Source organism: Streptomyces sp. NPDC058650 (genome assembly GCF_042717315.1).
Lineage (GTDB): Bacteria > Actinomycetota > Actinomycetes > Streptomycetales > Streptomycetaceae > Streptomyces.
The window spans coordinates 25,602-36,983 of sequence record NZ_JBHXRL010000035.1 but is presented as its reverse complement, the minus strand read 5'-3'; the positions used below and the strand labels follow the sequence as shown (position 1 = coordinate 36,983).

General features: G+C 72.1%; 10 protein-coding genes. 1 reads left to right on the top strand and 9 read right to left on the bottom strand.

Features of this window, described 5'->3' with window-relative positions; translation table 11 throughout:
* Positions 1–316: 316 nt before the first annotated feature.
* A complete protein-coding gene (locus tag ACFWWU_RS36375) occupies positions 317–1,324 on the bottom strand; it encodes a stage II sporulation protein M (RefSeq protein WP_384153190.1) in 1,008 nt (335 codons plus the stop codon).
* Between the two features lie 120 nt (positions 1,325–1,444).
* Between ACFWWU_RS36375 and ACFWWU_RS36370 the strand changes: the two genes are divergently transcribed.
* Positions 1,445–2,320 (top strand): RDD family protein, encoded by an 876-nt coding sequence (locus ACFWWU_RS36370; protein ID WP_384153187.1) that lies wholly within the window; start codon positions 1,445–1,447, stop codon positions 2,318–2,320.
* Between the two features lie 3 nt (positions 2,321–2,323).
* Here ACFWWU_RS36370 and ACFWWU_RS36365 read toward each other — a convergent pair whose 3' ends face one another.
* The 8 genes from ACFWWU_RS36365 to ACFWWU_RS36330 all read right to left on the bottom strand — a co-directional run bounded on the left by ACFWWU_RS36365 (position 2,324) and on the right by ACFWWU_RS36330 (position 11,288).
* Positions 2,324–2,938 carry a hypothetical protein gene (locus ACFWWU_RS36365; RefSeq protein ID WP_384153184.1) on the bottom strand — a complete coding sequence of 205 codons (615 nt, stop codon included), beginning with the start codon at positions 2,936–2,938 and terminating at the stop codon, positions 2,324–2,326.
* Between the two features lie 153 nt (positions 2,939–3,091).
* Positions 3,092–4,546: an adenosylhomocysteinase gene (gene ahcY, locus ACFWWU_RS36360; protein WP_384153181.1), complete on the bottom strand. Its 1,455-nt coding sequence runs from the start codon at positions 4,544–4,546 to the stop codon at positions 3,092–3,094.
* A gap of 379 nt (positions 4,547–4,925) precedes the next feature.
* A complete protein-coding gene (locus ACFWWU_RS36355) occupies positions 4,926–5,891 on the bottom strand; it encodes a cation diffusion facilitator family transporter (protein WP_384153178.1) in 966 nt (321 codons plus the stop codon).
* 80 nt (positions 5,892–5,971) lie between these two features.
* Positions 5,972–7,123, bottom strand: coding sequence for a mannose-6-phosphate isomerase, class I (gene manA / locus ACFWWU_RS36350; protein WP_384153175.1), 1,152 nt, complete (start codon positions 7,121–7,123; stop codon positions 5,972–5,974).
* 128 nt (positions 7,124–7,251) lie between these two features.
* On the bottom strand, positions 7,252–8,406 hold the full coding sequence (locus tag ACFWWU_RS36345; RefSeq protein WP_384153172.1) for an SIS domain-containing protein: 1,155 nt from the start codon (positions 8,404–8,406) through the stop codon (positions 7,252–7,254).
* Between the two features lie 670 nt (positions 8,407–9,076).
* On the bottom strand, positions 9,077–9,259 hold the full coding sequence (locus ACFWWU_RS36340) for a Trm112 family protein (RefSeq protein WP_030221689.1): 183 nt from the start codon (positions 9,257–9,259) through the stop codon (positions 9,077–9,079).
* A 125-nt stretch (positions 9,260–9,384) separates the two neighbouring features.
* Positions 9,385–10,752: a phosphomannomutase/phosphoglucomutase gene (locus ACFWWU_RS36335; RefSeq protein ID WP_384153168.1), complete on the bottom strand. Its 1,368-nt coding sequence runs from the start codon at positions 10,750–10,752 to the stop codon at positions 9,385–9,387.
* A gap of 101 nt (positions 10,753–10,853) precedes the next feature.
* Positions 10,854–11,288, bottom strand: coding sequence for a DUF3499 domain-containing protein (locus tag ACFWWU_RS36330; protein ID WP_317601886.1), 435 nt, complete (start codon positions 11,286–11,288; stop codon positions 10,854–10,856).
* Between the last annotated feature and the right edge of the window lie 94 nt (positions 11,289–11,382).

Genomic DNA, 11,382 nt, shown 5'->3' with positions numbered 1-11,382 from the left:
ACTCTATCAGATCTTTCCGATCCGATTTCCTCGGTGCTTTCCGGTCCCTTTTGTTTTCACTCCGGGGGCCTTTCGGCGATTCCGACTTTATCAGATTCATTTCGGCCGACCTAATCGGTGGCTTTCGTGATTCGAATGAGAATCGGAGTGACTCCGTGGAAAAGAATTCCCGACCGGAGTGAGTAAGACTCTACTCGGTTGCTGCCGAACTGTCCAGTTCCAGGCAACCGTTTAAATCTACCTCCCCACAGCCACCGTGTCAACGGCTTTTGTGGGCACCGGAGGAGGCTAGCAGGTCAGCGGGGTGGTCCGCACATCAGGCTGCGGTGGGGAGGGCCGCGCTGCGGTCGGGTTCCTCGACGTCGCCCGTGGCGCCGGCGCGGGAGGCACGGCCGCCCAGGATGTAGACGTAGGCGAGGAAGGCCAGTTCAGCTGCGATGCCGATGGCGACGCGGGCCCAGGTCGGCAGGCCCGAGGGCGTGACGAAGCCTTCGATCAGGCCCGAGACGAAGAGGACGAGGGCCAGGCCGATGGCCATGCCGACCGCCGCGCGGCCTTGCTCCGCCAGGGCGGCGCGGCGGGTGGTGGGGCCCGGGTCGATGACGGTCCAGCCGAGGCGGAGGCCCGTGCCGGCGGCGACGAAGACCGCCGTCAGTTCGAGCAGGCCGTGGGGAAGGATCAGGCCCAGGAAGACGTCGAGGCGGCCCGCGGAGGACATGAGGCCGATGCCGACGCCGAGGTTCAGCATGTTGAGGAAGAGGATCCCCAGCACCGGGATGCCGAGGAACGCGCCCAGGACCAGGCACATGGCGGCGGCCTGGGCGTTGTTCGTCCAGACCTGGGCCGCGAAGGACGCCGCCGGGTGGCTGGAGTAGTACGTCTCGTACTGGCCGCCGGGGCGGGTCATCTCTCGGAGCTCCGTGGGGGCGCCGATCGAGGACTGGACCTCCGGGTGCGTACCGATCCACCAGCCGATGAGAACGGCCAGCAGGGTGGAGAGGAGTGCTGTCGGGATCCACCAGTGGCGGGAGCGGTAGACGGCCGCGGGGAAGCCGGCGGTGAGGAAGCGGGCCGCGTCGCGCCAGGAGGAGCGGCGGGTGCCGGTGACGGTGGCGCGGGCCCTGGCGACGAGCTGGGTCAGGCGGGCCGTGAGCTGGGGGTCGGGGGCTGTGGACTGGACGAGGGAGAGGTGCGTTGCCGTGCGCTGGTAGAGGGAGACGAGTTCGTCGGCTTCGGCGCCCGTGAGCTTGCCGCCCCTGCGCAGGAGGAGGTCCAGGCGTTCCCACTCGGCGCGGTGGGCGGTGACGTAGACGTCGAGGTCCATGATCGGCTGCTGCTCCAGGCACTTGCTGCGGACAGGTCCGTACTACTGCGGCGCGCTGCGGATCAGCTTGGCAGACTGGCGTTCGGAGAGTCTCGGAGAGTCGGGGAGAGGTGGGCGCCCGTGAGTGGCGTGGTGACGGGGGACGCCGTCGTTCTGGGGTTGCAGCCGGCGCGGCTGCCGAGCCGGGCGTTGGCGGTGCTCATCGATCTCGTCGTCGTGTGGGCCGTGTATCTGCTGGTCATGATCGGGCTTGCCCTGGCGACGGCGTCCTTGGACGAGGCTGCGGCGACGGCCGTTTCGATCGCCTGTTTTCTGCTGGTGCTGGTGGGGGCGCCGATCGCGGTGGAGACGCTGTCGCACGGGCGGTCGCTGGGGAAGCTCGCCTGTGGGCTGCGGGTCGTGCGGGACGACGGGGGGCCGATCCGGTTCCGGCACGCGCTGGTCCGGGGGGCGATGGGGGTCGTGGAGATCCTGATGACCTTCGGGGTGATCGCCTGTATCGCCTCGCTCGTGTCCGAGCGGGGGCGGCGGGTCGGGGACGTGTTCGCGGGGACCTTGGTCGTCCGGGAGCGCATACCCGCCGCGCGGGCGCCGGCTGTGCCTCCGCCGCCGCCGTGGCTGGTGGGGCGGTTCGCCGGGCTCGATCTGTCGTCGGTGCCGGAGGGGTTGTGGCTGGAGATACGTCAGTACCTGACGCGGGCGCGTGAGCTGGACCCGTTCGTGGGGCGGCGGCTCGCTGAGCGCCTGGCCGACGAGCTGGTGGCGCTGACCGGGACGCCTCCGCCGCCGGGGGTACCGGCCGACGCCTTTCTGGCGGGGGTCGTCGCCGAGCGGCAGGCGCGGGATTCCCGGCGGGCGTTCGCACCGTCCTCGGTGGAGGGCCTGCCGGCTGCTCCTGTCGTCGCTCCGGTCGTCGTGGCGCCCGTCGTCCCGGCGGCCGGTGCGGTGGGTGAGGAGGGCGGGCCTCGGGCCACCGGGTTCGCTCCGCCCGCCTGACGGTCAGGGGAAGACCGAGGGCGGCGTTTCCAGGGCTTCCAGTTCGATGCCGGGGGCGGCGAGGACCACGTCGCCGGCGATGTGGACGGTGTGCCGCTCCCCCGTGTCGAGGGTGCTGACCTGGTACTCGTCGACGATCAGGGGGCCGTTGTCAGTGGCGTGCGCTTCACTCTTCAGCAGGGCCCAGGACTGGTCGACCGTGAGGGGAGCGAGCACCGGATCCGTGAAGGCGACGAGCCTGAGGCGGGTCTCGGGGGACTCGGGGGTGAGTCTCAGCAGTCGCGTGATCGCGACGAGGAACGCCGGGGACGTGCCGGTGAAGGCGTGGGCGCGCACATTGCCTTCGGTGGCGTGGGTGCCGGTGGGGTCCGTGCGGACCCAGGTGACGCCGTCGAGGGCCGCGCCGCGGACCTGCCAGCTCGCGGCGTTGAGTTCGAGGCGGAGGGGGCGGCCCAGTTCGTCGACGGCCAGGTCGACTGAGCCGAGGTGGTCGCCGGAGGGGGTGAGGGTCTGGGAGACGTAGCGCCAGCCGGACGGGCCGGGGGCGCAGTGGAAGTGTTCTTCACCGAGGGGGGTGTGGTCGTGCGGGTCATGGAGCGAATATCGGCCGCGGGGCATGGATCGGTCCTCGGGAGGGTGCGCTTCCAGGAGCGGTAGTGAGGGCTGGACGGGGCAGACCCCCCGACACGGGGGTGCGGGGGGCCTGCCTGAATCCTCTACGGGTGTCCGGGACGGCGTCGCGTCAGCGCGCGGGCGCCGCCGGCCGGGGCATCAGTAGCGGTAGTGGTCCGGCTTGAAGGGACCGTCGACCTGGACGCCGATGTAGGAGGCCTGCTCCGGGCGGAGGGTCGTCAGCTTGACGCCGAGGGCGTCGAGGTGGAGACGGGCGACCTTCTCGTCGAGGTGCTTCGGCAGCGTGTAGACGTCGGTCGGGTACTCCTCCGGCTTCGTGAAGAGCTCGATCTGGGCCAGGGTCTGGTCCGCGAAGGAGTTCGACATGACGAAGGAGGGGTGGCCCGTCGCGTTGCCGAGGTTCAGCAGGCGGCCCTCGGAGAGGACGATGAGGACCTTGCCGTCGGGGTAGGTCCAGGTGTGGACCTGCGGCTTGACCTCGTCCTTGACGACGCCCGGGGTGTTGGCGAGGCCGGCCATGTCGATCTCGTTGTCGAAGTGGCCGATGTTGCCGACGATGGCCTGGTGCTTCATCTTGGCCATGTCGGCGGCCATGATGATGTCCTTGTTGCCCGTGGTCGTGATGAAGATGTCGGCCGTCTCGACGACGTCGTCCAGGGTCGTGACCTGGTAGCCGTCCATGGCCGCCTGGAGCGCGCAGATCGGGTCGATCTCGGTGATGATGACGCGCGCGCCCTGGCCGCGGAGGGACTCGGCGCAGCCCTTGCCGACGTCTCCGTAGCCGCAGACGACGGCGGTCTTGCCGCCGATGAGGACGTCGGTGGCGCGGTTGATGCCGTCGATGAGGGAGTGGCGGCAGCCGTACTTGTTGTCGAACTTCGACTTCGTCACGGCGTCGTTCACGTTGATCGCCGGGAAGAGCAGGGCGCCCTCGCGGTGCATCTCGTACAGGCGGTGGACGCCCGTCGTGGTCTCCTCCGTCACGCCGCGGATCTCGGACGCCAGCTGGGTCCACTTCTGCGGGTTCTCGGTGAGGGTGCGGTTGAGGAGACGGAGGATGTAGCCGTACTCCTCGCTGTCCGCGGTGGACGGGTCCGGAGCGGAGCCGGCCTTCTCGAACTCGACGCCCTTGTGGACGAGGAGGGTGGCGTCACCACCGTCGTCGAGGATCATGTTCGGGCCGCCGGTGGGCGTGTTCGGCCAGGTGAGGGCCTGCTCGGTGCACCACCAGTACTCCTCCAGGGTCTCGCCCTTCCAGGCGAAGACCGGGACGCCCTGCGGGTTCTCCGGGGTGCCGTTCGGGCCGACGGCGATGGCCGCGGCGGCGTGGTCCTGGGTGGAGAAGATGTTGCAGGAGGCCCAGCGGACCTCGGCGCCCAGCGCGACGAGCGTCTCGATGAGGACGGCAGTCTGCACGGTCATGTGCAGGGAGCCGGTGACGCGGGCGCCGGCGAGCGGCTGCTGCTCGGCGTACTCGCGGCGGATCGACATCAGACCGGGCATCTCGTGCTCGGCGAGGGTGATCTCCTTGCGGCCGAAGACGGCCAGGGAGAGGTCGGCGACCTTGAAGTCCTGATGGGCGGCAGTCGTCATGACTGTGCTGCTCCTCGTGTGGTGGGAGTGCGAGGGTCGGTTGGGGCGCCGGGCACCACGGGAGGGCCCTGGGCACACGAATGCCCGGGCGTTCCACGGTGCCGTCGTCGGAGGCCCTCTCTCCCTCGGCCGGTCCGCTGGACCGCCCGACCGCCATCAGCAGCGACGTCTGGCTGATCTCGAATCTACACCGAGAGGTGCGGCCGTCCACAGTCCGCATCGGAGGCAGTTCGGGCCGGGTCACGTCAGTTCTGGCCAGCGGTGGCCCGTTCTGGCTTGATCCACTCGATGAGCCGTGCCGAGTGCAGCAGGCCCCCGGGACCTGGAGGTCGCGGGGGCCTGGTGGTGGTGGCGGGGCCGGTGGCCTCGCCGTGGTGGGTCAGTGGGCGGAGCCGCCCGGTGCCTTGGCCGGGTTCTCGCCCGGCGAGGCCGCGGTCTCGCTGTAGATGTCCGGCTCCAGGTAGATCACCCTGGCGATCGGGACCGCCGCGCGGATGCGCTCCTCGGCCGCGTTGATGGCGTTCGCGACCTCGGTCGCCGTGTCGTCGTGCCGGACCGCGATCTTGGCCGCGACGAGCAGCTCCTCGGGGCCGAGGTGGAGCGTGCGCATGTGGATGAGGCGGGTGACGGTGTCGCCGTCGACGACCGCCGCCTCGATGTTCTTGACGTCGTCGACACCGGCGGACTCGCCGAGGAGGAGCGACTTGGTCTCGGCGGCGAGCACGATCGCGATCACGATGAGCAGGACGCCGATGCAGAGGGTGCCGATGCCGTCCCAGACGCCGTTGCCGGTGCCGAGGGCGAGGCCGACGCCGGCGAGGGCGAGCACCAGACCGACGAGGGCGCCGAGGTCCTCCAGGAGGACGACGGGGAGTTCGGGGGCCTTCGCCCGGCGGACGAACTGCGTCCAGGAGAGGCCGCCGCGGACCGCGTTCGACTCCTTGATCGCGGTCCGGAAGGAGAAGGACTCGGCGATGATCGCGAAGACGAGGACGCCGACCGGCCAGTACCAGGCCTTGATGGCGTGCGGATCCTTGATCTTCTCGTAGCCCTCGTAGATGGCGAACATGCCACCGACGGAGAAGAGCACGATGGAGACGAGGAAGGCATAGATGTAGCGCTCGCGGCCGTAGCCGAAGGGGTGCTGCGGGGTCGCCTCGCGCTTGGCCTTCTTACCGCCGAGGAGCAGCAGGCCCTGGTTGCCCGAGTCGGCGAGCGAGTGCACGCTCTCGGCGAGCATCGAGGACGACCCACTGAAGAGGAACGCCACGAACTTGGCTACGGCGATCGCGAGATTTGCGGCGAGTGCCGCCACGATCGCCTTGGTTCCGCCTGACGCGCTCATGGGTGTACGAGGTCCCTTCGTCGGTGCTCCGGCTCTGTCGCCGCGGTTCGGCCGGTCATTCTCGCATCAGGCCACGGCGGTCAGGCCACGACGGTCGCGCGAAAGACCGTTCCCTCACCGGAGAGTTCGGTGGTCTCGCCCGCCGGTACGAAGACGGACCGGCCAGGTTCGAGGGTGACCTCGCCGGCCTTCGGGCGGCCCGCGACGGCGAGCAGGATCTGTGGCGTGGGGGCGGTGACGTCGGTCGGGGCGGCGTCCTCCGCCCGTACGAAACGGGAGAGGCGGAACTCGTCGATCGGGGTGTCGTAGACCTCCTCCCCGGACGGGGAGGCCTCGGGGCGCAGGACGCCGGCGTCGTTCGGCTCGAAGCGGACGACCCGCAGGAGTTCGGGGACGTCGACGTGCTTGGGGGTGAGTCCGCAGCGCAGCACGTTGTCGGAGTTGGCCATGATCTCGACGCCCATGCCGTCGAGGTAGGCGTGCGGTACGCCCGCGCCCAGGTAGAGCGCCTCGCCCGGCTGGAGCAGGACGTGGTTGAGCAGCATCGCGGCGATGACGCCGGGGTCGCTCGGGTAGTGGTGGGCGAGGGCCGCGAACGGGGCGTGGGCGCCGCCCAGGCGGTCCGCGGCGGCCGCCGCCTCGGCGACGGTGTGCGCCATCTCCTCGCGGTCGGCCGTCAGCAGGGCGGTCAGGACCTCGCGGAGCGCCGCCTCTTCGGGGTGGGCGTGGAGGAGGTCCACGTACGGCTTGAGGGAGTCGACGCCCAGCGCGGCGATGAGGTCGGCGGCCTCGGTCGGGGCGCGGAAGCCGCAGAGTCCCTCGAAGGGGGTGAGGGCGCAGATCAGTTCGGGCTTGTGGTTCGCGTCCTTGTACATGCGGTGCGGGGCGTCGACGGGGATGCCGGCGGCCTCCTCGGCTGCGAAGCCCGCGCGGGCCTGGGCCAGGTCGGGGTGGACCTGGAGGGAGAGCGGGGCGCCTGCGGCGAGCACCTTGAGCAGGAAGGGGAGGCGCGGGCCGAACTTCGCGACGGAGGGCTCCCCCAGTTCGCGTACGGGGTCGGCGGCGATGAGCTCGTTGAGCGGGCCGCGCTCGGTGCGGGAGGGGGCGCCGGGGTGGGCGCCCATCCACATCTCGGCCTGGGGTTCGCCGGTGGGGGCGACGCCGAGCAGTTCGGGGATGGCCGTCGGGGACCCCCAGGCGTAGGGGCGGACGGTGTTGACGAGGCGGTCCATGGTGCCTGCCAGCTCCTCGGGGTGGTGACGGATGGTGAGGGGTGTCGGGTGACAGGTGACAGGGGGCGGGTGACGGGTGGGTGACGTGGTGGGGGTCGGGGTGGTGACAGCGTGATGGACGCGGTGGGTCAGTGCCCGTGGTCCGGGCGGCCCGGGGTCGCCAGGGCGAGGTAGACCGCCGCGAAGTCGGTCACCGCGAGCAGTTCGGCCAGGGATTCGAGGTCGCCGCCCTCCTCGGGTTCCAGTTCGCTGATGGCCGTCCCGTGACCGAGGGCCAGCTCCCTCGCCGCCGGGGCGGCGGTCAGGCCGTCGGCCGGTCTGTCGCGCAGCAGGACGACCCTCGCGCGCAGCGCCTGCGGCTCATCGACCCTGTCGCGGAAGAAGTCGTCGGGGTCCGCGCCCGCCGCGTAGTCGCCGGAGAGCAGCACGCCGTGCGCGGGCAGGGCCTCGGGGAGTTCCGCGGCGAGCGCGGGCAGGCCCGCGAGCTCGGCCAGGACGCTCGCGAAGCGGCGGCCGGCGGGGCCCGCCGCGGGGCCCTCGGTCCAGATCAGCGGGAGCGAGTCGGCCAGCTCGGCCGCGAGCGTCTTGGCCGGGTTGCTGTACGTGGCGACGGCCGGGCCGCAACGCTCGGCCGTCCGGTCGAGCCGGTCGGCGACCTTCTCCAGGACGTCCGGCGGGGCGTCGACCAGACCGACGCGGTCGAGGAGGGCGAGGAGCGGGGTGAACAGGGCCCACAGGCCGCCGGGGCTCGCGGCGAGGCTCTCCGCGTACTCGTCGGGCGACTCGTTCGGGGCGGTCGCCATCGGGACGAACAGGCCGTGCGAGCCGCCGACCGTCTCGGCGAGCGGGGAGGCCATGGGGGCGACGGCGACGACCGTGATGCCGCGGCGGTACGCCTGTTCGGCGAGGAGCGCGAGGCCGGGTTCCGAGCCGTCGGTGGTGGGCAGCAGGAGCAGGTCCACCGAGCCCGCCCAGCCGGGCAGGGCCCAGCGCAGGGCGCCCGCGGCGGGGGCAACGCCGGTCGGCTGGAGCCGTACGACGGGGGCGGAGGCTCCCGCGAGGGCGCCGATCAGGTCCGCGACGCCCGCGGCGGCGGTGCCGGGGCCCGCGACAAGGACCGCGCGGGGACGGCCCTCGGGGTGCAGGTCGGCGATGCCCGCCTCGCTGGCGTGGCGGGCGGCTGTCCGCACCCGGGCGCCTGCTTCGGCGGCGCCGCGGAGGAGGCCTCGGCGGTCGGCCAGGGCGAGGGCGTCCGGTGCGTCGAGGAGAGTCTCGTCGAGCATGTGGCGGTGCCTCCCGGGTGGGTGCGGGGTGTTTGCGGGCGGTGGTGGCGGGTGCGGAAGCCGTGCGGGCGGTGGTGCCTGGTGAGCCCTGCCTTCGGCAGGGCTTCTTTTCTTCCCACCCGCACCGCTCGTGCGGCTGAGATGACAGAGGTGCGGGCCCTCCGGTGGGTGGTGCCCGCCGTCGGCGGTGAACCCTCCGGGGATGCCGGCGAGGCTGCGGGGTCGTGGCTCGGGCTGCCCGTCGGCTCCGGTCGTGGCACGGCGACCGGGCGGGCACTCGCCGCCGGCTGCCGCTGCGGGACCCCGCGCGGCGAGGTGAGCGCAGGGCTCTCCGAGATGGTGCGCATGCCCGGGTGGGTCGGGGCAGGCCGCGTCTCGGGGCGCCCCCGGGGCGGTGGCCCGGGGCGTGTCGCGTGGAGGTGCCGCGCGGTGCTGGTGGGCGGTGTGGGCGAGCACCCCGGCTGCTGCGCCGCCCCCGCGAGATGCGGCGGGCTCGGGGCGGCCCCGGCCGGGCGGCGGCGTGGTGCGTCCTTCGGACCGGGGCGGCGCGCCGTGGGCCGCCGTGAGGTGGCTCGTGTTCCGGGGCGTCGTTCCGCGGCCCGGGCCCCGGGGTGTCTGGCGTGTTCCGGGGCCGGGTGTCGCGGGGCTCGGGGCGGGGAGCACCGGTGGGTCAGGCGGGGCGGCGGGCCTCGTCGGTGAGGAGGACCGGGATGCCGTCGCGGACCGGGTACGCGAGGCCGCAGTCCGTGCCGGTGCAGACCAGTTCGGGGGTCTCGTCCGCCGTGCGGTCGTTCAGCGGAGCGTGGCACGCGGGGCAGGCCAGGATCTCCAGGAGGCCGGCTTCGAGCGGCATGGGGTGTCCCTTCGAACAAACGGTGATGGTGCTGCCCTTCGGGCCAGGTCAGCCTACCGCCGGGGGACGGGGGGCGGGGGGCGCGGCTCGGCGGCCGGTCCTCCCGTACCCCCGGCGGGGTGGTGTCAGCCGGTCGCGCGGACCAGGGCCAGGACCTCGTCGCGGATCTTGGTCATGGTGGCCTCGTCGCGGGCCTCGACGTTGAGGCGGAGCAGCGGCTCGGTGTTGGAGGCGCGGAGGTTGAACCACCAGTCGGCGGCGGTGACCGTGAGGCCGTCGAGGTCGTCGAAGGTGACCCCGTCCACGGCGGCGTACGTCGCCTTGACCTTCGCGGTGCTGGCCCGCTGGTCGGCGACCGTGGAGTTGATCTCGCCCGACGAGGCGTAGCGGTCGTAGGCGGAGACCAGGTCGGAGAGGGTGCCCTCCTGGCCGCCGAGGGCCGCGAGGACGTGGAGCGCGGCGAGCATGCCCGTGTCCGCGTTCCAGAAGTCCTTGAAGTAGTAGTGCGCCGAGTGCTCGCCGCCGAAGATGGCGCCGGTCTTCGCCATCTCCTCCTTGATGAAGGAGTGGCCGACGCGGGTGCGGACGGGGGCGCCGCCGTTCTCGCGGACGACCTCGGGCACGGACCAGGAGGTGATCAGGTTGTGGATGATCGTTCCGCCGGGGTTCTTGGCGAGCTCGCGGGCGGCGACGAGGGCCGTGATCGCGGACGGGTTGACCGGCTCGCCGCGCTCGTCGACGACGAAGCAGCGGTCGGCGTCGCCGTCGAAGGCGAGGCCGAGGTCGGCGCCCTCGGCGAGGACGCGGGCCTGGAGGTCGACGATGTTCTTCGGGTCGAGGGGGTTGGCCTCGTGGTTCGGGAAGGTGCCGTCGAGCTCGAAGTACATGGGGACGGTGTCGAGCGGGAGGCCCTCGAAGACCGTGGGGACGGTGTGGCCGCCCATGCCGTTGCCCGCGTCGACGACGACCTTCAGCGGGCGGATCCCGGTGAGGTCGACCAGGCCCCTGAGGTGGGCGGCGTAGTCGTCGAGGGTCTCGCGCTCGGTGATGGTGCCGGCGGTGGCGGCCGCCTCGGGGGCGCCCGTCTCCGTCCACTCCTCGGCGAGGGCGCGGATGTCGGCGAGGCCGGTGTCCTGGCCCACGGGGGCCGCGCCCGCGCGGCACATCTTGATGCCGTTGTACTGGGCCGGGTTGTGGGAGGCCGTGAACATCGCGCCCGGCAGGCCGAGGCTGCCCGAGGCGAAGTACAGCTGGTCGGTGGAGCAGAGCCCGATGAGGGTGACATCGGCGCCGAGGCGGGCCGCGCCACGCGCGAAGGCGTTCGAGAGGCCGGGCGACGAGGGCCGCATGTCGTGCCCGACGACGATCGCGTCCGCGTCCGTCACCCGTACGAAGGCGGCGCCGAAGAGCTCCGCGAGCTCCTCGTCCCACTGGTCCGGTACCACTCCGCGGACGTCGTACGCCTTCACGATCTGCGACAGATCGGCAGTCACGGATCACCCTCCTGAGTTCTCGGCACGCGTGTGCGGCGCGTGTAGGAACGCCAAAACTACCCGGAGAGGATCGGGGGTACGCGGACGGTGGCCGGTTGGCGTCAGTTGTCGGGGGAACGGAGCACCCTGAGGTGCCCTCGGCGGCCGACCTCCATGGGGTCTCCGCCACGGCCTCCGCCGCCCTTGCCGCCGGCCTCGGCCGTGCGCTCGTGGGGGCGGGCCGCCTCCCGTACCGCGTTGGCCAGGGCTTCGAGGTCGTCGCCGCTGGGGCGGGCCGGGGCGGAACCGTCGGTGAGCCGCACCACCTCCCAGCCGCGCGGCGCGGTGAGGCGCTCGCTGTGCTGGGCGCACAGGTCGTAGCAGTGGGGCTCGGCGTAGGTGGCGAGCGGGCCGAGGACCGCAGTCGAGTCGGCATAGACGTACGTCAGTGTCGCGACGGCAGGGCGGCCGCACGCGGTGCGCGAACAGCGACGTACAGGGCTCACGACGTTGGACGGTACCGCACTCTTGACCGGGCCGCGACGACTCTCCCTCAGGTCACTCGCCCGTGTCGCGCTGTGACCTCCGACACCCGTCTTCGTGTCCCGGCGGTGCTGACCTGCGCGGGAGGGGGCGTACGGCGGTGGGGGC

Bases quoted from the DNA above. Each gene is read 5' to 3' on its own strand.
- ACFWWU_RS36375 (WP_384153190.1), bottom strand. From the start codon at position 1,324: ATGGACCTCGACGTCTACGTCACCGCCCACCGCGCCGAGTGGGAACGC.
- ACFWWU_RS36365 (WP_384153184.1), bottom strand. From the start codon at position 2,938: ATGCCCCGCGGCCGATATTCGCTCCATGACCCGCACGACCACACCCCC.
- ahcY (WP_384153181.1), bottom strand. From the start codon at position 4,546: ATGACGACTGCCGCCCATCAGGACTTCAAGGTCGCCGACCTCTCCCTG.
- ACFWWU_RS36355 (WP_384153178.1), bottom strand. From the start codon at position 5,891: ATGAGCGCGTCAGGCGGAACCAAGGCGATCGTGGCGGCACTCGCCGCA.
- manA (WP_384153175.1), bottom strand. From the start codon at position 7,123: ATGGACCGCCTCGTCAACACCGTCCGCCCCTACGCCTGGGGGTCCCCG.
- ACFWWU_RS36345 (WP_384153172.1), bottom strand. From the start codon at position 8,406: ATGCTCGACGAGACTCTCCTCGACGCACCGGACGCCCTCGCCCTGGCC.
- ACFWWU_RS36340 (WP_030221689.1), bottom strand. From the start codon at position 9,259: ATGCCGCTCGAAGCCGGCCTCCTGGAGATCCTGGCCTGCCCCGCGTGC.